The sequence below is a fragment of the Paraburkholderia terricola genome, from assembly GCF_900142195.1.
Classification (GTDB): Bacteria; Pseudomonadota; Gammaproteobacteria; order Burkholderiales; family Burkholderiaceae; genus Paraburkholderia; species Paraburkholderia terricola.
On record NZ_FRAB01000012.1, the window covers coordinates 143,861 to 168,211 of the forward strand.

Below are 24,351 nucleotides of genomic sequence, written 5' to 3' on the forward strand. Positions count from 1 at the left end.
GTCTATCTCCTGATGGCTGAAAAAATACGTCCATGTTCGTCTGACCGGCAGCGTTGCCGCGCGTTCGCACGCAGACGGCAACGCTTGCGGAGGATCAGCCGAGTGCGGCTTTAGCCGTCTCCACAACATGCTCGACGGTGAAGCCGAAATGCTTGAACAGCACGCCAGCGGGGGCCGATTCGCCGAACGTGTCGATGCCGACCACGCCGCCCTCCAGACCCACGTACTTGCGCCAGAAATCCGTCACGCCCGCTTCGATCGCGACACGGCGCACGCCCTTCGGCAGCACGCGCTCGCGGTATTCGGCGTCCTGCTTGTCGAACACGGTGGTCGACGGCATCGACACGACGCGCGCCGCGATACCTTCGCGCGCGAGCGGCTCGATTGCCTTCAACGCCAGTTCCACTTCCGAACCGGTCGCGATCAGGATGACCTTGCGCGCGACGATCTCGTCATTCCAGTCGCGCAGCACATAACCACCCTTTTCGATGTTGGCGATCTGCGCGTCGGTGCGCTCGGAGAACGGCAGGTTTTGACGGCTGAAAATCAGGCACGAGGGACCCTGGTGTTCCACCGCGTGGGTCCAGGCCACGGCCGTTTCCACTGTGTCGGCCGGCCGCCACACTTGCAGATGCGGAATCAGTCGCAGGCTCGCGACGTGTTCGATCGACTGGTGCGTCGGACCGTCCTCGCCCAGACCGATCGAGTCGTGCGTGAATACGAAGATCGACGGCGCTTTCATCAGCGCGGCGACGCGCAACGCGTTGCGGCTGTAGTCAGAGAACGTCAGGAACGTGCCGCCGAAGGCCTTGAAGCCGCCATGCAGCGCCACGCCGTTGATCGCGGCGCTCATGCCGAACTCGCGCACGCCGTAGTTCACGTAGTTGCCGGCTGCCAGGCCTTCCGGGTTCACCCGCACGGGCTTGGCGGCCTTCCAGTTGGTCAGGTTCGAACCGGTCAGGTCGGCGGAACCGCCGAGCAGTTCCGGCAGCACGGCCGACAAACCTTCGATGGCCTGCTGCGATGCCTTGCGCGTCGCGACGGTTTCCGCGCGTTCGTTCGCGCCGGCGATGATCGCCTTCGCCTTGTCCGCCCAGTCGGCCGGCAGCTGCTTGGCCATGCGGCGCGAAAATTCGGCGGCTTCCCGCGGATATTTTGCCTGGTAAGCAGCGAATGCCTTATCCCAGTCGGACTCGAGACGCGCGCCGCCCTCCTTCGCGTCCCACGCCGCATACACTTCCTGCGGGATCACGAACGGCTCCCACTTCCAGCCGATCGCTTCACGCGTCGCCGCGATTTCCTTGTCGCCGAGCGGCGCGCCGTGCGAGTCGTGGCTGCCGGCCTTGGTCGGCGCACCTTCGCCGATCACGGTCTTGCAGCAGATCAGCGTGGGCTTGTCCGATTGCTTCGCTTGCTTGATCGCCGCGTCCACCGCGTCGACGTCATGGCCGACCACGTTCGGGATCACGTTCCAGCCGTAGGCTTCGAAGCGCTTCGGCGTGTCGTCGTGGAACCAGTGCACCACTTCGCCGTCGATCGAGATGCCGTTGTCGTCGTAGAAAGCGATCAGCTTGTTCAGCTTCAGCACGCCGGCAAGCGAACAGGCCTCGTGCGAAATGCCTTCCATCAGGCAACCGTCGCCGACGAACACATACGTGTGGTGGTCGACGATCTTCGCGTCGGGCTTGTTGAATTCAGTGGCGAGTAGCGACTCCGCGAGCGCCATGCCGACGGCGTTCGCCAATCCCTGGCCGAGCGGGCCGGTGGTGGTCTCGACGCCCGGCGTGATGCCGTATTCCGGATGGCCCGGCGTCTTGGAATGCATCTGGCGGAAGTTCTTCAGCTCCTCGATCGGCAGATCGTAGCCGGTGAGGTGCAGCAGCGAGTACAGCAGCATGGAGCCATGGCCGTTCGACAGCACGAAACGGTCGCGATCGGCCCATTGCGGGTTCTTCGGGTTATGGCGCAGATGGCGCGACCACAAAGCCACACCGATTTCGGCCATGCCCATCGGCATGCCGGGGTGACCGGAATTCGCTTGTTGAACGGCGTCCATGGACAACGCGCGGATTGCGTTGGCCATCAAGGAAGTGGGTGCGGGAGACGGGGTCGTCATGTCGAGTCCGGAGACAGAGTCAAAAGGCGGTGCGCGCTTGAGGCCCGGAAGCTCGGCGGCCAGTCCGCCTCGGCGCACGGTGCGGCGCCGGGAGACGCGAAACGGGCAGAGCAAACGGACAAGGCTGAAAGCGTCACATTCTAACAGAACGTTAGACCCGCCCTGCGCGGAGAGCCGCCCGTCCGTGCGGCCCCCGCGCCCTGCAACGCCGCGCGGCGCGTGGTCCTTTACAATTATGCAACCTGAATTCGCCGCGCTCCGGACAGAGCCCGTCATCCCGTGAGCACTCTCTTGCTGTTCCACCCGAGTCCCGACGCCGTGTACGGTTTTCCGAACGCGAAACTGATTGCGCGCGTCGATTCGCCTTATCAGCGCATCGAGGTGTGGGACACGCCGCAGCTCGGCCGGCTCTTCACGCTCGACGGCCGCCCGATGACTTCGACCGGCGACGAGTTCATCTATCACGAATGCATGGTGCATCCGGCCGCGCTGGCGCATCCGTCGCCGCGAGCGGCGCTGGTGCTGGGCGGCGGCGATGGCGGCGCCGCGCGGCAACTGCTCAGGCACCCGAGCATCGAGCGGATCGTGGTCGCGGAGCTCGATGAGGAGGTAGTACGCCTGACGCGCGAACATCTGCCACAGGTGCAAGGCGGGGCTTTCGACGATCCGCGCGTCGAACTGGTCATCGGCGACGCCGCGCATTGCGTGGCGGCAACGGCAACGGCGCGGTTCGACCTCGTCGTATTCGACCTTACTCCGCCCGATTCGCCCGCCGCCGGGCTCTATACACCCGATTTCTACGCACACCTCAAGCGGATAATGAGCCCGACCGCCGTGCTCTCCGTACACCTCGGCTCGCCCTACTTTCATCCGCGGCGTATCGCGGACTTGCTCGACGGCTTACGGACCACGTTCGCCGTCGTGCGCACGATGAACACCTTCGTTCCGCTGTACGGGTCGCTGTGGATGATGGCGACCGCCAGCGACGCGCTCGACCCGGCCGCCATCGCTTCCGAAACGCTTGCACAGCGCCTCGAAGCGCGGCAAATTGACTCGCTCAAGCACTATGCCCCGGCCTTGCACGCCGGCCTCTTTTCGGCGTCGTCGTTAGCGCGGGATAAACTAAGTCGATTCCTAAAGCCGTTGTGCTAACACGCGGGCACAATATACGGTTCAGTCAACGCGCAATCGGCGTATCGATCGCGGTTGCCTGCCTCGCCTGCGTCTCGCAAACCCCATAGATCCGGAGAACTCCATGACCGCCTCCCGCCCAGCCGGTGTGCCTTGGTTGACCCCCTATCTGACGGTGCGCGATGCGCGTGTCGCGACTGCCTTCTTCGAGGCCGCTTTTGGTTTCGAGGTCCGTGACAGCGTGCAGGACGACGGGGTCGTCATGCATGTCGAAATGACTTATCAAGGACAGTTGATCGTGATGTTCGCGCCGGAAGGCGCGTTCGGCTCGGCGGCGAAAACCCCGAAAAGCGCGGGCGCAATTGCGCCGCAATCCTTCTATGTCTATGTCGACGATGTCGACGCGGTTTACGCACGCGCGCTAGCCGCCGGTGCAAAATCGCTGAGCGAGCCGCAGGATCAGTTCTGGGGCGACCGGTTCGCCCAGGTCGAAGATCTGGACGGCTACCGTTGGGCGCTCGCTCGCCACCTTTCGTGAACCAATGAGTATTTTTCTGATGCCTCGCTTTTTCGTCGGTATGCCCCTCAACTCCGACGACATCTTGCAGTTGCCCGATGACGTCACCCGCCACGTTCTCGTGCTGCGCTTGCAGCCCGGTGATTCGATTGTGCTGTTCAACGGCAAAGGCGGTGAGTACAGCGCCGAACTCGTCGAGGTCGAACGCCGCTCGGCCAAGGCGATAGTTCGTGAATTTCGCGCGGTGGAAGTCGAAACGCCGTACCACCTCACACTCGCGCAAGGTATTGCGGGCGGCGACAAGATGGACTGGCTCATCGAAAAGGCGGTCGAACTCGGCGCCTCCTGCTTCGTGCCGCTAACCACCACGCGCAGCGTCGTGCGGCTTGCCAGCGAGCGTGCGCAACGGCGGCATGCGCATTGGGAAGGCGTCGTGCGCGCGTCGTGTGAGCAGTGCGGGCGCAATCGCCTGCCGGAAGTCATGCCGGTGCGCGAGATCGCAACCTGGCTCGGCGCGCTGCCACGCACACCGCAAGAAGGCGAATTGCGCATTCTTTTGTCGCCGCGCGCCAACATGAGCTTTTCGGCATTGCCCACCGAGCCGCCGCAAGGACGCGTCACCGTGCTGATCGGTCCGGAAGGCGGTTTTTCCGCAGTCGAGGAAGCGGCCGCCACCGCCTACGGATTCGCGGTCATCGGCCTCGGGCCACGCGTGTTGCGCACCGAAACGGCTGGCATCGCGGTCCTCGCCGCGCTGGCGGCTCGCTGGGGCGGCTGGTAAGTCGGCGCCCACGCCGTCCCGCGCACGGTACTATCTCGACGAGCTGCCGCGCTATGCGCCCGACTCGTCAGACGAAGCAGCGCGGCAAACGCATCGCCTCCCCGCTTGCAGACTAGAAAAGAGAAAGGCCCGCCAAAAATCAGCGGGCCTTTCTCTTTTCTGCAACCTTTCCTGGAACAAGCGGCGCTCGGGCGACCGATCAGGCAAACGAGTAAAACACCCGGAACGCCACCTTGCGCTCGGCCCAGAACTCGGCCGCTTCGCGGAACACGTCGAGCAGCGTCTCGCGGCCTTCCTTGTCGAACTTCTGCGCGACCGGCAATTGTTCGAGCACGATCACGAAACCGGGTTGGGCGCCCGCCTTTTGAACCAATTCGGTGAGGCAATCGTAAAGCGCGTCGTAATTCTTGCCGAAATGCTTCGGGAACAGGAACGACGTGGCGATAGTCTCGAGCACTTCCTGTTTGGACTGCGCGTTAGCGCAATACGCATACAGGAAATGCTGACCGAGTTGATTGGCCTCGTCAGCGAGATCCTGCACGCGAAACGCGCGGATCGACTGTACGATGTTCGGTCGTACGGTCTTGAAAAGGCTCATGGGCTCCTCGTTCGATGAAAGCACAGTGCTGGCTTCGCTCTGGTTATCGCGGCCCTGATCGCCGGCACGCATCTGCATGACGCGTTGGAACAAATTGCCGTCGCCGGCCGCGAAAAGATCCGTCGCGACTCCGGAGTCGTGCGCGTAGACGTTGTCGCTCATGCCGTTCATCCCGATGTCATTCAACAATACGATTAAAAGTGGTGTAGTGGTCGTCCGAGTAGTAGCAGTTATCGGTGCGCCTTAGCGGACCTCCGCAGACGATGCGGCGCGCCCCGCGATTACGTGAGCGAGGCGTGGGAACGGTGTATTCGTGGTAGTAGCCGCGCCGATGGGCCGGCAGCAATCGTTCGCGATTGCCGAACACGATGCCGTCCTTTTCATAGGGATAAGGCCCGCCAGCGTCGATCAAGTTCAATGTATTGACTGCCTCGCGCGGCAATTGCGCCACCGCGATGCCGCCCTGTCCCTGAGCGTTTGTACCAGGTGCCGTGGAGTCGCGAGCAAACGCGCCAGGCACGGTGCCGGATAAAGCGCAAAGCGTCAAAGCACCGATCAGCACGCCTTTCATGCCCAACCACTTGCGTGCCATGTATCAGGGGTTCCCCGCTGTTAGATCACGAGTTTGACGACCATGAAAGTCGTAAGGGTATCGCTAATAGCCAACGGAATCAACGTTCGCCGGGCAGGCGAAATCTTTCGTCAGGCGGGAAAGGGCCCCGGAACGGGCTTTGACGACTTTTGACAGATTACTTAGCCTGATCAGGCTAATATTAGCGCGACGGCGCAAACAGAGACCGATGGCATGGTGTTGCGACATCGCATGCGTGCCTCTGCCGCTATTTCCCGTCGCGGGGACTTTGGGCTCTCGAAGTCCCGAAAGCTTGACTGTGTCGTTTGCCTTTTGGGTGGCAATCCCCTGCTTACCCGCAGGCGTGCCCATTGCGGGCACGCCTTTTTTTGCGTGGCGCCGAAGAAAGTCGATCAGCGCTACACATTCCGCCCCGCCAGGGATCAGCGGGCGGCGATCACATCCGCCACCAGCAACGCCGTCATATTGACGATACGGCGCACGGTGGCCGAAGCGGTCAGCACGTGAACCGGCTTGGCCGCGCCAAGCAGCATCGGACCAATCGCGATGTTATTGCCCGCGGCGGTCTTCAACAGGTTGTACGAGATGTTGGCTGCGTCGATGTTCGGCAGCACGAGCAGGTTCGCATCGCCTTCGAGCGTCGAATCGGGCAGCACTTCGCGGCGCAGATTGGCGTCGAGCGCGACGTCGCCGTGCATTTCGCCGTCCACCTGCAGATCGGGCGCACGCTCCCGCAGAATCTCCAGCGTGTCGCGCATCTTCTGCGCGGTCGGCGCATTGCTCGAACCGAAGTTCGAATGCGACACCAGCGCGACCTTCGGTTCGATACCGAAACGGCGCACTTCCTCGGCGGCCATGATCGTGATCTCGGCCAGTTGTTCCGGCGTCGGATCGACGTTCACGTGCGTATCGACCAGGAAAATCTGCCGATTCGGCAGCACCAGCGCATTCATCGCCGCGTAGACGGCGCAACCCTCGCGCTTGCCGATCACCTGGTCGATGAAGTGCAGATGCCGATGCGTCGTGCTGATCGTGCCGCAGATCATGCCGTCCGCTTCGCCCTTCTTCACCAGCATCGCGCCGATCAGCGTGGTGCGGCGGCGCATTTCGAGCTTCGCCATCTGCGCCGTGATGCCCTTGCGGGACATCATCTTGGCGTATTCCTGCCAGAAATCGCGATAACGCTCGTCATGATCGGTGTTCACGACCGTATAGTCCTGACCCGCCACCAGACGCAGGCCGTAACGCGCGATCCGCTGCTCGATCACCGCCGGACGGCCGATCAGAATCGGCTTGGCCAGCTTTTCGTCGACGATGATCTGCATCGCGCGCAGCACGCGCTCTTCCTCGCCCTCGGCGAACACGATGCGCTTTTTCTCCGGCTCGACGCTGCGCGCGAGCTGGAAAATCGGCTTCATGGTGGTACCGCTGTGATACACGAACTGCTGCAGATGCTGTTCGTACGCGTCCATGTCCTCGATCGGACGCTCGGCGACGCCCGAATCCATCGCGGCCTTCGCCACCGCCGGCGCGACCTTGACGATCAGGCGCGGGTCGAACGGCTTCGGAATCAGATATTCCGGCCCGAACGACAGATCCTGAATGCCGTAAGCCGTCGCGACGATATCGCTCTGCTCCTGGCGCGCCAGTTCGGCGATCGCATTCACCGCCGCGATTTCCATTTCACGCGTCACCGTCGTCGCGCCCGCGTCCAGCGCGCCGCGGAATAGGAACGGGAACACCAGCACGTTGTTCACCTGGTTCGGGTAGTCGGTGCGGCCCGTGCACAGCACGGCGTCCGGGCGCACTTCCAGCGCCAGCTCCGGGAGGATTTCCGGTGTCGGGTTGGCCAGCGCCAGAATCAGCGGCTTGTCCGCCATCTGCTTGACCATCTCCTGCTTGAGCACGCCGCCGGCCGAAAGACCCAGGAAAACGTCCGCGCCGCCGATCGCCTCGGCAAGCGTGCGCGCCGCGGTTTCGCGGGCGAAACGTTCCTTGTCCGGGTCCATCAGTTCGACGCGGCCCTTGTAGACCACGCCGGCCAGGTCCGTGACGGTAATGTTTTCGAGCGGCAGGCCGATGTCGACCAGCAGATCCAGGCAGGCCAGCGCCGCCGCGCCCGCGCCCGACGACACCAGCTTGACTTCCTTGATGTCCTTGCCGACCACCTTCAAACCGTTGGTGATGGCCGCCGCGACGACGATCGCCGTGCCGTGCTGGTCGTCGTGGAAAACCGGAATCTTCATGCGCTTGCGGCATTCGCGTTCGACGATGAAGCAGTCCGGCGCCTTGATGTCCTCGAGGTTGATGCCGCCGAAGGTCGGCTCCAGCGCCGCGATCACGTCGACCAGCTTATGCGGATCGGATTCGTTCAGCTCGATATCGAACACGTCGATGCCGGCGAACTTCTTGAACAGCACAGCCTTGCCTTCCATGACCGGCTTCGACGCGAGCGGCCCGATGTTGCCGAGACCCAGCACCGCGGTGCCGTTCGTGACGACGCCGACCAGGTTGCTGCGCGCGGTGAAGCGCGCGGCGTTCAGCGGATTTTCGACGATCTCCTCGCACGCGAACGCAACGCCCGGCGAGTACGCCAGCGCGAGGTCGCGCTGGTTGATCATCTGCTTGGTGGGTGCGATCGCGATCTTCCCGGGGGTGGGAAACTCGTGGTAATCGAGGGCGGCTTCGCGGAGTTTGCTATTGACGGGAGTCGACATAAGGCGGGCTTCGAAGGGCAGATTAGAATAGATGTTCGACGGCATTGTAGCCCCAATCGCCCGCTGTATCCCTTCAATACGGGTACAACTGCCGCGACTGAAACGTAGCGAAAGACCAGCCCGGCGTGCTTCGGGCCAGGCGCAAACCGCGCTCGAACCACCCGCGCGCCGAGTGCCGAACCGTGGCATCTTCGTCGAATGCGCGTCGCGCGGCGGCTCTCGCAGCCTTGTCGTGACACTTTCGCGGCCCCTATCCTTCACCCATCGCCACCCATGCTCTCTGAGTTCTCGCTGATCGACCGTTTCTTCGCGCGCCGCGCCGCGGCCCAACCGTCCGACGCCGCGGCGGACACGCTCGGCATCGGCGACGACTGCGCACTGCTCGCGCCCCGCGCCGGCGAGGTGCTGGCGATATCCACGGACATGCTGGTGGAAGGCCGCCACTTCTTTCCCGATATCGATCCCGAGGCGCTGGGTCACAAGGCGCTCGCGGTGAACCTGTCGGACCTCGCCGCGATGGGCGCGCAGCCGCAGGCGTTCACGCTGGCGTTCTCCCTGCCGAAAGCGGACGAAGCCTGGCTCGCCGCCTTCAGCGAGGGCCTCTTCGCGCTGGCCGAACGCCACGGCTGCGCGTTGATCGGCGGCGACACCACCGGCGGCCCGTTGAACCTGTGCATCACCGTGTTCGGCAGCGTGCCGCCGCGCATGGCGCTGCGCCGCGACGCCGCGCGGCCGGGCGACGACATCTGGATTTCCGGCACGCTCGGCGACGCGCGCGCCGGGCTCGGCGTGCAGCGCGGCGAATGGTCCGCGGACGCCGACGACGCCGCGAGGTTTCGCCATGCGCTCGAACGCCCGGAGCCGCGCGTCGCGCTCGGTCTCGCGCTACGCGGCATCGCGCACGCGGCGCTCGATCTGTCGGATGGACTCGCCGGCGATCTGCTGCACATCCTCGAACGCTCGAACCTGCGCGCCACCGTCGACGCCGACGCCGTGCCGCGTTCCGCCGCGCTGCGCCGTCTGTCGCCCGAGGTCCAGCGGCGCTGCACGCTCGCGGGCGGCGACGATTACGAACTGTGCTTCACCGCGCCGCCCGCCGCGCGCGCCTCGGTGGAAGCAGCCGGCCGCGAGGCGGGCGTGCCGGTCACGCGCATCGGTACAATAAGCGCTCTTCAAACGGCGGCCGACCGCCCCGCGATCGACTGGCGCGATGCCGCCGGCGCGCCGCTCACTCTGACGTTGCAAGGCTTCGACCACTTTCATGCAGACTGATCAACCGCTCGGCCCCGCCGACGATCTCATCGGCAACGAGCCGCCCAAAGCGCCCCGCCCGCAGCCGCGCCGCGCCACCGCGCGTTTCATGCTGTCGCATCCGCTGCACGTTCTGTCGCTCGGTTTCGGCAGCGGCTTGTCACCCGTCGCGCCGGGAACGGTCGGCACGCTGTTCGCCTGGGCCTCGTTCGCGGTATTGAGCCGCTATCTGACCGTGATCGAGTGGGGCGTGCTGATCGCCGCCGGCTTTATCTTCGGCATCGCGATTTGCGGGTTTACCGCGAGGAAGCTCGGCACTGACGATCCGTCGCCCGTCGTGTGGGACGAAATCGTCGCGTTCTGGCTGGTGCTGCTGATGGTCACGCCCGTCACGCTGACCGGCCAGTTCTGGGCCTTCATCGTGTTCCGCTTCTTCGACATGGTGAAACCGCCGCCGATCAGTTATTTCGATCGCCGTCTGAAGGGTGGTTTTGGCATCATGTTCGACGACCTGGTCGCCGCGTTTTTCACGCTGCTCGTGATTGCGCTCTGGCGCATGTCGGTTTAACCGCGCCGCCCGGCAGCGCCGCTGTGCCGCCGGGATTCCAACCGCCGCCCCTGTTTTTCGGATTGACGACGCCATGCCTACCGATTCCGTGGTTCATCAGCTCGCGATTCGCGTGAGCAACCGCCTGCGCGATGAGCGCCTGCTGCTCGTCACCGCCGAATCCTGCACCGGCGGCATGGTGGCGACCGCGATTACCGATATTTCCGGCAGCAGCGGCTGGTTCGAACGTGGCTTCGTCACGTATTCGAATCAGGCGAAGTGCGAGATGATCGGCGTGCCGCCCGATCTCATCGACAAGCACGGCGCGGTCAGCGAACAGGTCGCGCGCGCGATGGCCGAGGGCGCGCTGCGCAACAGCCGCGCGCAGGTGTCGCTGTCGATCACCGGCGTCGCCGGCCCCGGCGGCGGCACCGCGGCCAAGCCGGTCGGCATGGTGTCGTTCGGCTGGAGCAACCGGCTGCATACGTCGGTGGAAACGAAAATCTTCAAGGGCGATCGCGAACAGATCCGCGTGCAGGCCGCCGCGCATTCGCTGCGCGGCATGCTCGCCTTGCTCGACGAACGCGAACATTAAACGTCGCTGGAATGCCGAAACCGATGACCGATTCCCTCGCAGCCAAGGACGCATTGATCCGCCGCTTCGATCTGAAGCCGCATCCTGAAGGCGGGTTTTTCAGCGAGACGTATCGGTCGGCGGAACGCGTAGCGCGCACCGACGGTTCAGCGCAAACCCGCTCGGCGTCCACCGCGATCTATTACCTGCTGTGCGACGGCGCGCATTCGGCGTGGCATCGGATCAAGTCCGACGAGCTCTGGCATTTCCATGCCGGCGAGCCCTTGCTCGTTCATGTGCTCGATGAAGCGGGCGCGCTGGTGACGCACCGCCTGGGCAATGCGCTGACGCATGCCGATGCCGTGTTTCAGGCCGTGGTGCCGGCGGGTTTGTGGTTTGCCGCGGAATGCGCCGATCCGTCAACGTTTGCGCTGGTGGGCTGCACCGTGGCGCCGGGATTTGAATTCAGCGAGTTCGAACTGGCGGATGTCGGCGCGTTGAAGGCGCGGTATCCGCGGCATGCGGCGTTGATCGAGCGGCTCGGGCCGGGTCGCACCGAGTAGCGTTGAATCGGGCTCGGGCGCACCCGATTCGCAAACCGGTCGCGCCCGATTCCCTCAAGACACGCTTGTAATCAACGACCGCCGTCCATCACCGAAACGCATTGATCCGGTCCCGCGTTTGCTTCGCGGCGTTCGCCGCGGCGTCGGCGAAATCGTCGTCCTTGCCGGCGTAAATGATCGCGCGCGACGAGTTGATCAGCATGCCCGTGCCGTTCGCGGTGCGCCCGGCATTCACCGTTGCCTCGACGTCGCCGCCTTGCGCGCCGATGCCCGGAATCAGCAGCGGCATGTCGCCGACGATCCCCCGCACCACTTCGATTTCCTTCGGGAAAGTCGCGCCGACCACCAGACCCAGCTGGCCGCTCGCGTTCCACTTATCCGCCGCCAGTTGCGCGACGACCTGATACAGCGGACGGCCGCCCGTCTCCAGGAATTGCAGATCCGAGCCGCCCGCGTTCGAGGTGCGGCACAACACGATCACGCCCTTGCCTTCGTGCGCCAGATACGGCTCGATCGAATCGAAACCCATGTACGGATTCACCGTCACCGCGTCCGCCTGATAGCGCTCGAACGCCTCGCGCGCGTACTGTTCGGCGGTGCTGCCGATGTCGCCGCGCTTCGCGTCCAGAATCACCGGCAAGCCCGGATGCTTCGCATGAATGTGGGCGACGAGCTGTTCGAGCTGGTCTTCCGCGCGATGCGCCGCGAAGTAGGCGATCTGCGGTTTGAACGACGATGCATACGGCGCGGTGGCGTCGACGATGGTGCGGCAGAAATCGAAGATCGCGTCGGAACGGCCCGCGAGCGCGCCCGGAAATTTGCTGGGCTCGGGATCGAGGCCGACGCACAGCAGCGACTGTGTGCGCTGCCAGGCGTCGTTGAGTGTCTGGATGAAATTGGACATGGGGGGTCTCGCGGCGAGCCGATTGCGGAAAGAGGCGCGTATTTTACCCGTCCCGCGCGGCGGACCGCGCTCGGGCGTGTTGGGCGCCAGCGGCCGGTCCACGCCTGCACCATGCCAATGCTCCTCGCGCGCCCCTCTCGCCCCGCTCCGCCCTACTGCCGCCGCCGCGACCCGCGCGCGCCCGGCATCGAGCGCAAACCCGTGCGTTCGACCGTGAAGCGAAACGTGCGCGTCAAGCGCTCGCCGCGTCCCAGCAACGTCATGCCGTTTTCGCACGCGCCGCCGGCCAGGTTCATCGCGTTGATCGGATGATCCACCGGTTCGAAACAGAAGAAATCCTCACCGCGCGGCGTGTACAGCACGTAATAGTCGGTGTCGGCTGCGATGTTCAGCGACAGGCGGCGCTTGGGCCACACCACCGCCGCCTGTCCGCTCCAGCCGGTAAACGCGTGATTGACGATGGTGTCCGGCAGCGGATACGCCACGCCGAATTGCCACGCGGGCGGCGCCGGCACGTGGCGCACGGGCAGCCAGTCGTCACCGGAAAGCCAGAGACCGCCGGCTGCGGCCGATAGTTCGGTAGCGGCGTCGCGCACGAAGAAGGGATGCACGCCGAGTCCGAACGGCAGCGCCTCACGGCCCGCGTTCTCGACTTCGAGCGTGATGACGAGCGTGGGGCCGTCCAGCGTATAGCTTTGCGTCGCGCGAAACGCGTAGGGCTTGCCGTCGTGGCGATCGAGCGTCAGACGCACGTTCTCGCGGTCCGACTCGGCCACCTGCCAGGCGGATTGCCAGCCGTCGCCATGAATCGGCAACGGTTCGTCGGCGCGATTGCGCGGCACCTCGACACGCCGTCCCGCGACCGTGAAGCGCCCGCCGCCGATCCGGTTCGAATACGGCAGCAGCGGATAGCAAGCCAGTTCATTCGGCTGCGTATCCGCGGTGAGGTGGCGGCAGCGACGAAAAATCGGCGTAAGCGCGCCGTCGTCGCGCCAGTCGAAACGCGTGATGCCGCCGCCGAGCGTCGGCGCGACGTCGAGACGCAACTGCGCGTTGGCGAGCGTGATGCACGCGAGTTCGCCGCCGCTGGTTTCGCCGACCGCCACCGCCGACGTGCTGGGGCCCGCCAGCACCGGGTTGGCGGCGGCGGCGAGTCGCGAGCGCCGGCTCTGGGACGAAGAGGAAACAAGATTCGCAACAGTCATATCTGGCTCCATCGAGAGGCGTGGGACGTGGCCGTCATTGCTGACGGATGCTGTGGGCGATTTTTTACACCGGTCGCCTCTGGGTCCGAACTGCATGCTGCCGATTTGCTGCCGATGTGCTGCCATCGGATTTGCGACGTCAACTTCTGATTGGCTTTCAAATTCACTGCATCGACACGCCGCGCCGCCGCCCCGCGAATGAGGCAGCGTCATTCTGCGCTATGCGGGCGCGCCCTGGAACACCGGCTCTGGCAATCCCCGATGCGCGGGCGTGGCGATGAACACGCCGCCCGCGCGAGCGTCGCCCGCGAGCGCCGCCGCGTCCAGCCCGATGCGCGCGCTCGTGATGTAGAGCGTGCCCAGTTGCGGGCCGCCGAACGCGACGCAGCTCGGCTGCGTGGTCGGCACGTCGACGCGTTCCGTTTCCACGCCGTCCGCGCCATAACGCACGACGCGCCCGCCGCCCCACTGCGCGTTCCACAAGCCGCCGTCGCGATCGACGGTCGAGCCGTCGGGCTCGCCGGTGGCGTCCGTCAGCGTCGCGAAGAGGCGGTCGTTGGCGATGCCGCCGTCCGCGCGATAGTCGCAGGCGCGGATTTCGCGAGTCGGCGAATCGCAGTAGTACATCGTCGCGCCGTCGGGGCTGAACGCGATGCTGTTCGAGATCGCCGGCGCAGGCAGCGGCAGACGCTCCAGCGAGAGATCGCGATTCAGCCGGTAGAAACCGCCGATCGCTTGCAACGGCGAGCCTTCGTCTTTCGTGCCGAACACGAAGCGCCCCTGGCGATCGCAGCGGCCGTCGTTGACGCGCGTGTTCAGGCCGGGTTCGACGTCGACGATACGCTGCGTCTCGCCGGTGGCCAGGTCGAGGAACGCCAGATGCGTGGCGAGACCTAGCAACAGGTAATGCGGATCGGCGCACAACGCGAAAGTGCCAAGGCGCTCGGGCATGCGCCAGAACGTCGTGCGGCCGTCGCTCGGATCGTGGCGCCACAGGCGCGCGCCTTCGATGTCGACCCAGTAGAAGCGGCCGGTTTGCGCACACCACGTCGCGCCCTCGCCGAGCGTGCATTTCGTATCGAGCAGCAGCGCCGCGCGATGCGGGGTACGCGATCCCGCACTCACGCCCAGCCTCCGTCCACCACGATGTCCTGCGCGGTGATCATCTTGCTGTCGTCCGCCGCGAGGAACAGCGCCATGCGCGCGAGGTCAGCGGGGTCCAGCTCGGCGTCGATGCACTGCCCTTCCTTGATCGAGCGGCGGCCCGCGTCGTCGAGCCACAGGCGCTTCTGCTTCTCCGTCATCACCCAGCCCGGCACCAGCGTATTCACGCGAATATTGAAATGCCCGAGGTCGCGCGCGAGACCGCGCGTCAAACCCTGCACCGCCGATTTCGAAATCACGTACACCGGATAGCCGCCGTTCTTCAGCATCCAGCTAATCGAGCCGAGATTGATGATCGAGCCGCTGTTGGCCGCTTTCATGTCCTCCATCACCGCCTGGGCCGCGAAGAACTGGTGGCGGATATTCACCGCGATGCCCGCGTCGAACGAAGCGGCGGTGACTTCGCCGATCGTGTGACGCTTGTCGTTCGCGGCGTTGTTCACCAGCACCTGAATCGGGCCGAGCGCGGCCCTGACGTCGGCGATCGCTTTTTGCAGCGCGTCGATGTCGGTCAGATCGCACGGCAGGAACAGCGGCTTGTGCTTCGAATCGCCGAGTTCGTCGGCGAGCGCTTCGCCCGCTTGCGCATCGATATCGAAGAACGCGACGCGCGCGCCTTGCGCCGCGAAATGCTCGACGAACGATGCGCCGATACCGGTCGCGCCGCCCGTGATCAACACCGTGCGGTCGACGAGACTCGGGTAGCGCGCGAACACGTTCCCCGCGAGGCGGGCGTTTGCATTGGCCGGAGACGACATCGTTCGATTCCTTTTAAAACAAAGTGGTGAGTCGCAGCATTGATCGCGAGTTTAGTCGCGCGATCCGCGGTTCTTCAACTGGTCGAGCAGCACGGCGGCGAGCAGGATCGCGCCGCGCACGAGGTACTGGTAGAACGCGTCGATGTTCAGCAGGTTCATCACGTTCTCGACCGTGCCCATGATCAGCACGCCGATCACGACGCCGGAAATCGTCGCGCGGCCGCCGAGCAGCGAGACGCCGCCCAGCACGCACGCCGAAATCACGTTCAGCTCGAAGCCTTGCGCCGCGTTCGGCTGACCCGACGTGATCCGCGAAGCGAGGATCACACCCGCCAGCGCCGTCACCGCGCCTTGAATCAGGAAGATATAAACGCGCGTGCGTTCGACGTTGATGCCGGCGAGACGCGACGCTTCGGGATTGCCGCCGATCGCGAGCGTATTGCGGCCGTACACGGTCTGGTTGAGCATCACCCCGAATACGATGAAGCACATCAGCGTGACCCAGATCGGCAGCGACACGCCGAAGAAGCTCAGGCCGCCCAGCTCGATGAACGTATCCGACGACACGCCGACCGCCTGCCCGTGCGACACGATAAAGCCGAGACCGCGGACGATTTCCATCGTCGCGAGCGTGGTGATCAGCGCGTTGACGCGCAGATACGCGATCACCGCGCCGTTCACGAAGCCGATCACCGCTCCGGCGAACACCGCCGCGACGATCGCGATGAACGTATTACCGGTGGCGTTCAGCACCATCGCGCACAGCACGCCGGCAAACGCGACCGTCGAACCGACGGACAAATCGAAATCGCGCGACGCGAGACAGAACATCATCGTGCACGCGACCATGCCGATCTGCGAGATTGACAGCGCGAGGCCGAGCATGTTGTCGATCGAGAAGAAGTGATCGACGGTCAGCGACATCGTGACGAACATCACGATGAAGATCACGATCAGGCTGTACTCGGTGATTTGCTGCCACCATTTCGCACGATCGTTGGGCTGCGGAATCAGCGCTTCGGCGGCGCTTTTGGCGGCCTGTTGCGCGAGGTTTTCTCTGGCTTGCATTTTGAATACTCCTCCCGTTCCCCACGGGTTGCCGGACTTTCGTCCAAATAAGGTTCAGGCCGCCTGGCTCACGGCATTCGCCGTGCCTGGCAGCGCGGTCGAGCTTTGCGGCAAGGCGAGGCTCAACACCGATTGTTCCGTTGCATCCTTGCGCGACAGTTCGCCGGAAATCCGGCCCTGGCGCATCACGACGATGCGGTCGGACACGCCGAGCACTTCCGGCAATTCCGACGAGATCATCACGATCGCGCAGCCGCGTTCGGCGAGTTGATAGATCACGTTGTAGATTTCGTGCTTCGCGCCGACGTCGATGCCGCGCGTCGGTTCGTCGAGAATCACGACTTTCAGGTCCGGCTCGGCGAGCCAGCGCGACAGAATCGCCTTCTGCTGATTGCCGCCCGACAGAAAGCGAATCTTCTGGCGACGGCTCGGCGTCTTGATCTTCAGCAGCTTGATGAAACGGTCGGCGGTTTCCGCTTCCTTGTTGCGATCGAGGAACATCCCCGCGCGCAGATAGTGCCGGCGGCAACTGATGTTGATGTTCTCCGACACGGTCGCCATCGCGACGATGCCCTCTTCCTTGCGATCCTCCGGGCACAGCACGATGCCGTGCCGGATCGCTTCGCCCGCGCTGCGCACCTTGATCGGCTTGCCGTCCAGCACGAGTTCGCCGCCCTTCTTGTGATCCGCGCCGTACACGAGGTGCATCAGTTCGCTGCGGCCCGCGCCCACCAGCCCGAAGAAGCCGACGATCTCGCCGCGCCGCACCTCGAAGCTGGCCGGCTGCGCGAGCGCATGGCCTTCGATGCCCTTGGCGGCGAAGCGCACTTCGCCGAGCGGCCGCTCCGAGTAGTTATAGATGTCCGAGATTTCGCGCCCCACCATCTCGCTGACGATGGTGTCGCGCGATACGCCTTCGAGCGTCGGATGCGAGGCGACCTTGCGGCCGTCGCGAAAGATCGTGCAGGCGTCGCACAGTTCGTAGATCTCGTCCATGCGGTGCGAGATGTAGATCATCGCGCGGTTGTCGGCGCGCAGATCGCGCACCAGCTTGAACAGCACCTCGGTCTCGCGATGCGACAGCGAACTGGTCGGCTCGTCCAGCGCGATCACGCGTGCGTTGCGCAGCAGCGCCTTGCAGATTTCGACCATCTGACGCTGCGCGATCGAGAGCTTGCGCAGCTTCGCGCTCGGATCGAGCGCCACGCCCATCGCTTCGAGCCGTTCCAGCACGAAGCGCTTCGCCTCGCGCTTGTTGACCCAGCCGAGCGAGTTCGGCAATTGGCCGAGCAGCAGATTTTCCGCGACCGTCATGTCGGGCACGTATTGCAGTTCCTGGTGAATCACCGCGATGCCCGCCGCGATCGACGAAGCCGCGCTGGTGAAGCGCACCTCGTTGCCGTCGATCAGCACGCGGCCCGAATCGGGCTGATATTCACCGCCGAGAATCTTCAGCAGGGTCGACTTCCCCGCGCCGTTTTCGCCCATCAGGCCGTGCACCTGGCCGACGTTGACGTCGAAGGACACACCGTCGAGCGCGCGCACGCCTGGAAAGACCTTGCCGATATTGTCAAAACGTAGCGTCGCTGACACTTCGCCTCCTATGTCGACAGGAGTTAGCGCTTTAGCGCTTACTCCCGTCCCATGCAGTTGTATGTCGACAGGAGCTAGCGCTTCAGCGCTTACCTCTATCCCATACAGTTGTATGCCGACCTGACCTGGCGCTTGAGCGCTACTCAGATCCCATTCGTGTGACCGGGCGTTGAAGCGCCTCGTGGATGCTTCAACGCACGGTTTGCCTCAACGCTTCATCGCTTGTTGCCGCCGCCGGTGCGCGCTTTAATGCACTTCATGAACAAGGGCGCACCGGCAGTTCGTTTCTCCGCGCGTCGAACCGCTTACTTCGACGCGAGGCCCATCTTCTCGCGCACGTCGCCGACATTCTCACGCGTGGCCAGCATGCCGGTCGTGAGCGTCAGGGCCGGCGGCGCCTTGCCCTGCGTGATCCAGTCGTACATCAGCGTGGAGGTTTCCTCGCCGTGGCGCTTCGGGCTGATGATGACCGTGCCGAAGAAGCCCGTCGGCGACGGCTTCTTGAATTCGTTCAAGGCCGAGTCCGAACCGCCGATGCCGATACCGATCATGTTGTCCGCCTTGAAGCCGCGGCCTTCCGCTGCGCGCACCGCGCCGAGCACGCCTTCGTCGTTCAGCGCGTAAGCGACCCAGTGCTTGAACTGCGGGTTCTTGGTCAGCGCGATGTTGGCCGCGTTGAAGGCGTTTTCCGTGTCGGTCTTCGCTTGCGGCGCGGCGATCACGTTGGCCTTCGGGAAGCCGGCGGCGACCAGCGCATCGGTCGCGCCGCTGGTGCGGTCATGCGCGGTCGGTAGTTGTTCGTAGGTGACGTCGATCGCGCCGACGTCCTTCATGTCCCAGCCGCGCTTCTTGATTTCCGCGGCGAGGCCGTCGCCGACCTGCTTGCCGATGTTGTACGCGGAGATGCCCATGTGCGGCACCGAGGCGATCGGCTTGCCCGCGCCGTCCACCAGACGATCGTCCACCGTGATCATCTTCAGGTTATGAGCCTTCGCCTTCGCGACGATGCCCGGTCCGAGCTTGACGTCCGGCGTGCAGATCACGAAACCTTGCGCCTTCTGCGCCGACAGGTTGTCGATCGCGCTCATCACCTTCTCGCCCGAGGGCGCGCCGATCTTCACCAGCGTGAAGCCCTTTTCCTTGGCGGCGATTTCGGCGAACTTCCACTCGTCCTGGAACCACGGCTCTTCCGGCTGCTTCACGAGGAAGCCGATCTTCACCGGATCGGCGGCTTGCGCGGCCGTTGCGTTGAACAGCACACCCGCCGCCGCCGCTGCCAGCGTGAGGAAAATTCTACGTTTCATGATGCGTGTCTCCTGACTAATTGATAACGAGAAGGTATCGGCCGCGTCTTCTTGTACCGGTTGTGACACACGCGGCCAGCGCGTCGTCCGGTGAAACTTTGCTGCTTGTTTTACTGCCCGTTTTTTACTGCCCGTTTTGCTGCTGCTTCGCTTTCAGTTGCGTGCGGCCACCGCCGCGTTCAGTCGTGATACAGCGCCGAGCGGCCGCCATCCACGGTGATGCATGTTGCGTTGATGAACGGCGCTTCGTCGGAGGCGAGAAACACCGCCGTCATCGCGACTTCTTCCGGGCGGCCGATGCGTTTCATCGGCTGCAGCGCGAGCGTCGCCTGTTGCGCCGCGGCCGGATCGGCTTGTTCGTTCCACCAGTCGTGCGTCAGTTGCGTTTCGATGTAGCCCGGCGCGATCGCGTTGACGCGCACGTTGCGCGGCGCGTACTCGATACCCAGCGCGCGCGTCAGACCGATCACACCGTGCTTCGCCACCGGATACGGAAAACAGCCGGGGATGATCTTGAACGCATGCGTCGACGCGATGTTCACGATGCTGCCCGAGCCGCGCTCCACCATGCCCGGCAACACCGCGCGGCAACCGTTCCAGACGCCGTCGAGGTCGACCGCGAAGCAGCGGCGCCAGTCGTCGTCCGTCATGGTCAGCGGGTCGCAGAACACGTTGATGCCGGCGTTGTTCACCAGCACGTCGGGCGCGCCGAACGCCTGTTCGGCCTCGCTCACCGCCTGCCGCACCGAAGCCGCCTGCGTGACGTCGGTCTCGACCGCCAGCACGCGCGCGCCGGTTTCCGACTCGATCCGCTGCGCCGTCTGCCGCGCGGTTTCGAGGTTCAGTTCCGCCAGCACGACCGCCGCGCCCTCGCGCGCGAAGGCGAGCGCGATCGCCGCGCCGATGCCGCGCCCGGCGCCCGTGATCAACGCGACTTTTCCGGCGAGCCGATTCATTTCTTCGCGCCTGCGCGGGCGATGCGCAAACCGTTGATGAACGCCTTCGCGTGCGAAGCGGTCACGGCCGCGCTCTGACCCGGCTTGTACAGCGCCGAGCCGAGGCCGAAGCCGTTCGCGCCCGCGCTGAGAAACGGTCCCATGTTGTCCGGCGTGATGCCGCCGACCGGCACCAGCGGCACCTGCGCCGCGATCACCGCGCGCCAGGCCTTCACCACCTGGCAGCCGAGCTGTTCGGCGGGGAACATCTTCAGCACGTCCGCGCCGTTCTTCAGCGCGATGAAGGCTTCGTTCGGCGTCGCCACGCCCGGCGCGCATGCGAGACCTTGCGCCTTCGCGGCGATGACCACATCGGGATCGCTGTGCGGCATGACGATCAGTTCGCCGCCCGCCGACTTCACGTCGTTGACGAAACTCGGATGCAGCACCGTGCCCGCGCCGACGATCGCGTCGGCCGGCAACGCCTTGCGGATCGCGGCGATGCTGTCGAACGGCTGCGGCGAATTCAACGGCACCTCGACGATGCGAAAGCCCGCCTCGTACAGCGCCTGGCCGTGGTCGGCCGCATCGGCGGGCGTCACGCCGCGCATGATCGCGATCAGCGGACACACCTCGAACGCCGCGATCAGACCCGCGTGCGGCATGTAGGGAGCGGGCAGATTGATGTGAGGTTGCATGTCGGTTCCTTGTTTCGTGGACGGCGGCGCTGCCGGTTATCCGGCTCGCGCCGCCTGAGGCGCCGGATTGACGAGCCCCGCCTGCGAGGCGACGCGCCACAGGCCGCGCTCGGTGGCGTGCTTCACCAGTTCCGCCTGCGTGCAGCCGTAGAGCGCCAGCGCGAGCCGGTAGCGCTCGCACAGCGCCTCATTGCCGATCAGACGCAGGCTCTCCCCGGCGAGCGAGTTTTGCTGTTGCCTGAGCACGGCCTCGAGGCCGGCCAGCTCGTGCCCGATCAGCAACCCCGACAGATAGTCGGGCTGCTGCTCGCGCGTCAGTTGTCCGGTGAGACCGAGCGTGCGGGCGCTGAAGATCGTCGCGAGCACGCCTGCCTGACCTTTTTCGCGGGCGATGCTCACGCCGTGCAGGAATGCCTCGGTATCCGGACGGTCCGGCGTGACCATCGTGCGGCCGAGGATCGTGTGCTCGCGCAATGCCGCGAACACTTCGCCGGTCATGAAGGTTTGAAAACGTTCGATGCGGCCCGCCTGCACCACCGCCCATTTGGCGTGCGTGCCGGGCAGGCCGATCAGCGCACGCCTGCGGGTCCCGGCGGAATCACCGTCATCGCCGTCGTCGCCGAGCGCGCCGAAGATCTGCGTTTCCTCGCCGCGCATCACGTTGGGCAGCTCGCCGCGTTGCAGGACGCCCGGCACGATATGCAGCGTCGCGCCGCACGCCGCCTTCACGCGGACGATGCCGGCCACCAGCGCGTCGGCGCTCGCCGGCGCATCGACATAGGGCGCTTCCATCCAGCCTTGCGCGCTGCCGACCATGCCCGCCGCAATCACCGGCAGCGCCGATGCGTGTTCGAGCCAAGGGCCGCAGGTGTCGTCGAATGCCGCGTCGAAGCCGCCTTGCTCGGCGCTGCGCGGCAGATTCATGATGCCGGCCGTCGACGCGCGCGTCGCCAGCACCTTGCCCGCCGCGTCGAACAGATACGCGCGCAGCGAGGTCGTGCCCCAGTCGAGCGCGATCAGGGCGGCGCGCTCGGCGTTGAGGTTGGCCTCGGCGGCGCCTGCCGCGACGTGGTTGGCTGCCGGCGTGGGAGAACCCGCTTGCTTCATCGTTTGATCCTGCGGGTTGCCGGTTGAGGTGCGCGCCAACCGAGTTCCTCCGAGATCGCGCGCGCTTCGCGCTGCACGACCGGAATCAGCTCGTCCATGCGTTCGAGCGACATATATGGAATCGTGCTCGCCACCGACAGCGCCGCCACCACCGCGCCCGACGCATCGCGCACGGGCGCCGCCACGCAGCGGATCGACGCCTCGTTTTCCTCGAGGTCGAAGGTGTAGCCGCCGGCCGCGTAGTTGGTCATGCGCTGCATGAAGGTCTGCGCGTCGGGCCGGTTGTCCGGCTTGAAGCTGACGCCGGCGAGCGCGCGCCGCGATGCCTCGAACAGCGACTGCCAGAGTTCCGGCCCGAGGTCGAGCATCATCGCCTTGCCGATTCCCGTCGACGCGAGCGGCATGCGGTGACCGACGCGCGAGCGCATTTCCAGACCACGGGTGCCGGGAATCTTGTCGATGTACAGGACGTCGTCGCCATCGCGCACGCCGAGGTGAATCGTGTCGAGCGTCTGCTCCGCGAGCGATTCGAGATGCGGTCGCGCGACCGCGGTGAGCGGCATCTGTTCGAGCGCAATGGTGCCGAGTTCGATCAGCTTCGGGCCGAGCAGATACCCGCCTTGCACCTGCCGCAGATAGCGCGCCTGCACGAGGCTGCTCACCAGCCGATGCGTGGTGCTGCGGGTCGTGCCGAGCGCGGCGCCGAAGGTGCGCAGATCGCGCACGCCGGCGGCGGCCGCTTCCAGAATCGCCAAGCCGCGCAGGAGCGTTTGGGTGCCGGCTTGCTGCGGGGTGATGTCCAGCAGCGTGCTGGGCAGCCCGATTTCGTTGACGACGGCCGGTTGCGCGACGGAGCGCGGGGCTTTCGCGGCGGCGGTCGGCTGCGGCTGTGATTGCGGCTGCGGCGCGGCGGCGGTCGGCTGCGGCCGTGATTGCGGCTGCGGCGCGGCGGCGGTCGGCTGCGGCCGTGATTGCGGCTGCGGCGCGGCGCTGCTCGCGTGGTCGGCTTGCGGAGCCAGATCGGCTTCGGACGCGCTCGCGGCGTGAGTGGGCATCGCTTTGTTCATGGCGATTCGCTTTTCGGTGGTTTTTTGCGCTTACAGCGCGGGGCCGGAGAGACGGCCTTCTGTGCTCGCCGTGCGGCGGGCGCGGGGGTGCTGCCTTTGAGTCTTAGGCATGGTTTGGCTTTGTCTCCAGTTTTCTTTTGCTGTCGCTGTTTCCTGCGGTCAGGTTCGTGGTTTTTTCTGACCTGCGGTGCGGCTTTTCTGACCTGCGGTGCGTCTTGGGGTGGATTGTAGGGCGGTTTTTGAGAAAGCTCCAATATGTGAGTGCTGGATTCAGATAATGGGATTTTTGGTTGCCGTGGGCTTTTGGGTTTGGTGGCCTTTCCTTGCTGGTGGCCTTTCCTTGCTGGCTTAGTGGTCTATTAGCGTCGCCCCTGTGCGGGGCGGCACCTACTTTCTTTGCCGCCGCAAAGAAAGTAGGCAAAGAAAGCGGCTCACACCGCCAGCTTTGAAGCGGGTCCCCTGGCTTGGAGGGCGCAGTGGTGCATCTGGAATCCGTGTTCTCGCGCACTCCGCGTTCGTGACAAGGCAGTCATACTTCCCGCCTCGCGCTGCGCGCTCGCCGGAAGCGGCGCGCACGGAAACCAGCGGTTTCATTGGGCGCGGTGGGGGCCATCGGCTTCGCCTCGGCGAGACGCCGAAAACACGCGGTTGTTTTGAAGGATGCCGCTGGAGGCAACGCGCCAAGTGCCGACCAAGATGCCGGTTGGGATGCCGGATGCCGGATGCCGGATGCCGGATGCCGGGTGTTCGGCGTAGGCGTAGGCGTGGGCGTGGGCGTAGGCCGTGGCCGTGGGGTTCGAGGTTCGGGGTTCGGGGTTCGGGGTTCGGGGTTCGGGGTTCGGGGTTCGGGGTTTCGGGGGCTCGGGGGCTCGGGGGCTCGGGGGCTCGGGGCGTGGCCCCACCCGGCGGGCCGGGCTGCTAACAGTCTGGTGACCTACCGACGCTCGGCAAGCCAGTGAGCGGTGAAGCGGCGCGTGGCGCGTGCAGTGCTAAACGCGTGGAGATGTACTGCTGGGCGCAGAAGCCGCCTGCGGTTTGATGAAGTACCGCGACGGCGGGCGCAGCGGAACCTGTCCGCATTTTTGTGTGCGAGGCGATGGGCGGAGTTACCCGCGTGCGTTGGTGAATCGCTCACCAAACAGGATAGCAAACTGGTTCATG

The 24,351-nt window shown here is 65.1% G+C and carries 22 protein-coding genes; 7 read left to right on the forward strand and 15 right to left on the reverse strand.

Annotation, left to right across the window (positions count from 1 at the left end; all coding sequences use genetic code 11):
- Positions 1-94: 94 nt before the first annotated feature.
- On the reverse strand, positions 95-2,116 hold the full coding sequence (gene tkt, locus BUE39_RS13280) for a transketolase (protein WP_073429128.1): 2,022 nt from the start codon (positions 2,114-2,116) through the stop codon (positions 95-97).
- A gap of 279 nt (positions 2,117-2,395) precedes the next feature.
- Between tkt and speE the strand changes: the two genes are divergently transcribed.
- From speE to BUE39_RS13295, 3 genes are all read left to right on the forward strand, one after another.
- Entirely contained in the window at positions 2,396-3,268 is an 873-nt protein-coding gene (speE, locus tag BUE39_RS13285) for a polyamine aminopropyltransferase (RefSeq protein ID WP_073429129.1), read from the forward strand.
- Positions 3,269-3,371: 103 nt separating this feature from the next.
- Positions 3,372-3,785, forward strand: coding sequence for a VOC family protein (locus BUE39_RS13290; protein WP_073429130.1), 414 nt, complete (start codon positions 3,372-3,374; stop codon positions 3,783-3,785).
- A gap of 19 nt (positions 3,786-3,804) precedes the next feature.
- On the forward strand, positions 3,805-4,545 hold the full coding sequence (locus BUE39_RS13295) for a 16S rRNA (uracil(1498)-N(3))-methyltransferase (protein ID WP_073429131.1): 741 nt from the start codon (positions 3,805-3,807) through the stop codon (positions 4,543-4,545).
- Between the two features lie 199 nt (positions 4,546-4,744).
- Here the strand turns inward: BUE39_RS13295 and BUE39_RS13300 are convergent, their stop codons facing one another.
- From BUE39_RS13300 to BUE39_RS13310, 3 genes are all read right to left on the reverse strand, one after another.
- Entirely contained in the window at positions 4,745-5,305 is a 561-nt protein-coding gene (locus BUE39_RS13300; RefSeq protein WP_073429154.1) for a barstar family protein, read from the reverse strand.
- A 16-nt stretch (positions 5,306-5,321) separates the two neighbouring features.
- Positions 5,322-5,735 carry a ribonuclease gene (locus BUE39_RS13305; protein ID WP_073429132.1) on the reverse strand — a complete coding sequence of 138 codons (414 nt, stop codon included), beginning with the start codon at positions 5,733-5,735 and terminating at the stop codon, positions 5,322-5,324.
- Positions 5,736-6,157: 422 nt separating this feature from the next.
- Positions 6,158-8,497: an NADP-dependent malic enzyme gene (locus BUE39_RS13310; protein WP_073429133.1), complete on the reverse strand. Its 2,340-nt coding sequence runs from the start codon at positions 8,495-8,497 to the stop codon at positions 6,158-6,160.
- A 228-nt stretch (positions 8,498-8,725) separates the two neighbouring features.
- Between BUE39_RS13310 and thiL the strand changes: the two genes are divergently transcribed.
- The 4 genes from thiL to BUE39_RS13330 all read left to right on the forward strand — a co-directional run bounded on the left by thiL (position 8,726) and on the right by BUE39_RS13330 (position 11,387).
- Positions 8,726-9,724, forward strand: coding sequence for a thiamine-phosphate kinase (gene thiL / locus BUE39_RS13315; protein ID WP_073429134.1), 999 nt, complete (start codon positions 8,726-8,728; stop codon positions 9,722-9,724).
- The gene (locus tag BUE39_RS13320; RefSeq protein WP_176035725.1) at positions 9,714-10,271 is read left to right on the forward strand and encodes a phosphatidylglycerophosphatase A family protein; all 558 of its coding nucleotides are present in this window, start codon (positions 9,714-9,716) and stop codon (positions 10,269-10,271) included. The genes thiL and BUE39_RS13320 overlap by 11 nt, the downstream gene beginning before the upstream one ends.
- Positions 10,272-10,344: 73 nt before the next feature.
- On the forward strand, positions 10,345-10,845 hold the full coding sequence (locus BUE39_RS13325; RefSeq protein ID WP_073429135.1) for a CinA family protein: 501 nt from the start codon (positions 10,345-10,347) through the stop codon (positions 10,843-10,845).
- A gap of 23 nt (positions 10,846-10,868) precedes the next feature.
- A complete protein-coding gene (locus tag BUE39_RS13330; RefSeq protein WP_073429156.1) occupies positions 10,869-11,387 on the forward strand; it encodes a cupin domain-containing protein in 519 nt (172 codons plus the stop codon).
- Between the two features lie 88 nt (positions 11,388-11,475).
- Here the strand turns inward: BUE39_RS13330 and pyrF are convergent, their stop codons facing one another.
- From pyrF to BUE39_RS13385, 11 genes are all read right to left on the reverse strand, one after another.
- On the reverse strand, positions 11,476-12,291 hold the full coding sequence (pyrF, locus tag BUE39_RS13335) for an orotidine-5'-phosphate decarboxylase (RefSeq protein ID WP_073429136.1): 816 nt from the start codon (positions 12,289-12,291) through the stop codon (positions 11,476-11,478).
- Positions 12,292-12,443: 152 nt separating this feature from the next.
- Positions 12,444-13,496, reverse strand: coding sequence for an aldose 1-epimerase (locus tag BUE39_RS13340; RefSeq protein ID WP_073429137.1), 1,053 nt, complete (start codon positions 13,494-13,496; stop codon positions 12,444-12,446).
- A 219-nt stretch (positions 13,497-13,715) separates the two neighbouring features.
- Positions 13,716-14,621 carry an SMP-30/gluconolactonase/LRE family protein gene (locus BUE39_RS13345; protein ID WP_073429138.1) on the reverse strand — a complete coding sequence of 302 codons (906 nt, stop codon included), beginning with the start codon at positions 14,619-14,621 and terminating at the stop codon, positions 13,716-13,718.
- A complete protein-coding gene (locus tag BUE39_RS13350) occupies positions 14,618-15,418 on the reverse strand; it encodes an SDR family NAD(P)-dependent oxidoreductase (RefSeq protein ID WP_073429139.1) in 801 nt (266 codons plus the stop codon). The genes BUE39_RS13345 and BUE39_RS13350 overlap by 4 nt, the downstream gene beginning before the upstream one ends.
- 51 nt (positions 15,419-15,469) lie before the next feature.
- Positions 15,470-16,486 (reverse strand): L-arabinose ABC transporter permease AraH, encoded by a 1,017-nt coding sequence (araH, locus tag BUE39_RS13355; RefSeq protein WP_073429140.1) that lies wholly within the window; start codon positions 16,484-16,486, stop codon positions 15,470-15,472.
- Positions 16,487-16,540: 54 nt separating this feature from the next.
- Entirely contained in the window at positions 16,541-18,079 is a 1,539-nt protein-coding gene (araG, locus tag BUE39_RS13360; protein ID WP_073429141.1) for an L-arabinose ABC transporter ATP-binding protein AraG, read from the reverse strand.
- A gap of 305 nt (positions 18,080-18,384) precedes the next feature.
- On the reverse strand, positions 18,385-19,383 hold the full coding sequence (locus BUE39_RS13365) for an arabinose ABC transporter substrate-binding protein (protein WP_073429142.1): 999 nt from the start codon (positions 19,381-19,383) through the stop codon (positions 18,385-18,387).
- A 179-nt stretch (positions 19,384-19,562) separates the two neighbouring features.
- Positions 19,563-20,339, reverse strand: a complete 777-nt coding sequence (locus tag BUE39_RS13370) for an SDR family oxidoreductase (RefSeq protein ID WP_073429143.1) — start codon at positions 20,337-20,339, stop codon at positions 19,563-19,565.
- On the reverse strand, positions 20,336-21,016 hold the full coding sequence (locus BUE39_RS13375) for a 2-dehydro-3-deoxy-6-phosphogalactonate aldolase (protein ID WP_073429144.1): 681 nt from the start codon (positions 21,014-21,016) through the stop codon (positions 20,336-20,338). The genes BUE39_RS13370 and BUE39_RS13375 overlap by 4 nt, the downstream gene beginning before the upstream one ends.
- A 36-nt stretch (positions 21,017-21,052) precedes the next feature.
- Complete coding sequence (locus BUE39_RS13380; protein WP_073429145.1) at positions 21,053-22,123, reverse strand: 2-dehydro-3-deoxygalactonokinase; 1,071 nt, start codon at positions 22,121-22,123, stop codon at positions 21,053-21,055.
- Entirely contained in the window at positions 22,120-23,190 is a 1,071-nt protein-coding gene (locus BUE39_RS13385; protein ID WP_073429146.1) for an IclR family transcriptional regulator, read from the reverse strand. The genes BUE39_RS13380 and BUE39_RS13385 overlap by 4 nt, the downstream gene beginning before the upstream one ends.
- Between the last annotated feature and the right edge of the window lie 1,161 nt (positions 23,191-24,351).

Bases quoted from the DNA above. Each gene is read 5' to 3' on its own strand.
- tkt (WP_073429128.1), bottom strand. From the start codon at position 2,116: ATGACGACCCCGTCTCCCGCACCCACTTCCTTGATGGCCAACGCAATC.
- BUE39_RS13290 (WP_073429130.1), top strand. From the start codon at position 3,372: ATGACCGCCTCCCGCCCAGCCGGTGTGCCTTGGTTGACCCCCTATCTG.
- BUE39_RS13295 (WP_073429131.1), top strand. From the start codon at position 3,805: ATGCCTCGCTTTTTCGTCGGTATGCCCCTCAACTCCGACGACATCTTG.
- BUE39_RS13300 (WP_073429154.1), bottom strand. From the start codon at position 5,305: ATGAGCGACAACGTCTACGCGCACGACTCCGGAGTCGCGACGGATCTT.
- BUE39_RS13305 (WP_073429132.1), bottom strand. From the start codon at position 5,735: ATGGCACGCAAGTGGTTGGGCATGAAAGGCGTGCTGATCGGTGCTTTG.
- BUE39_RS13310 (WP_073429133.1), bottom strand. From the start codon at position 8,497: ATGCCGTCGAACATCTATTCTAATCTGCCCTTCGAAGCCCGCCTTATG.
- thiL (WP_073429134.1), top strand. From the start codon at position 8,726: ATGCTCTCTGAGTTCTCGCTGATCGACCGTTTCTTCGCGCGCCGCGCC.
- BUE39_RS13320 (WP_176035725.1), top strand. From the start codon at position 9,714: ATGCAGACTGATCAACCGCTCGGCCCCGCCGACGATCTCATCGGCAAC.
- BUE39_RS13325 (WP_073429135.1), top strand. From the start codon at position 10,345: ATGCCTACCGATTCCGTGGTTCATCAGCTCGCGATTCGCGTGAGCAAC.
- BUE39_RS13330 (WP_073429156.1), top strand. From the start codon at position 10,869: ATGACCGATTCCCTCGCAGCCAAGGACGCATTGATCCGCCGCTTCGAT.
- pyrF (WP_073429136.1), bottom strand. From the start codon at position 12,291: ATGTCCAATTTCATCCAGACACTCAACGACGCCTGGCAGCGCACACAG.
- BUE39_RS13340 (WP_073429137.1), bottom strand. From the start codon at position 13,496: ATGACTGTTGCGAATCTTGTTTCCTCTTCGTCCCAGAGCCGGCGCTCG.
- BUE39_RS13350 (WP_073429139.1), bottom strand. From the start codon at position 15,418: ATGTCGTCTCCGGCCAATGCAAACGCCCGCCTCGCGGGGAACGTGTTC.
- araH (WP_073429140.1), bottom strand. From the start codon at position 16,486: ATGCAAGCCAGAGAAAACCTCGCGCAACAGGCCGCCAAAAGCGCCGCC.
- BUE39_RS13365 (WP_073429142.1), bottom strand. From the start codon at position 19,383: ATGAAACGTAGAATTTTCCTCACGCTGGCAGCGGCGGCGGCGGGTGTG.
- BUE39_RS13370 (WP_073429143.1), bottom strand. From the start codon at position 20,339: ATGAATCGGCTCGCCGGAAAAGTCGCGTTGATCACGGGCGCCGGGCGC.
- BUE39_RS13375 (WP_073429144.1), bottom strand. From the start codon at position 21,016: ATGCAACCTCACATCAATCTGCCCGCTCCCTACATGCCGCACGCGGGT.
- BUE39_RS13380 (WP_073429145.1), bottom strand. From the start codon at position 22,123: ATGAAGCAAGCGGGTTCTCCCACGCCGGCAGCCAACCACGTCGCGGCA.
- BUE39_RS13385 (WP_073429146.1), bottom strand. From the start codon at position 23,190: ATGAACAAAGCGATGCCCACTCACGCCGCGAGCGCGTCCGAAGCCGAT.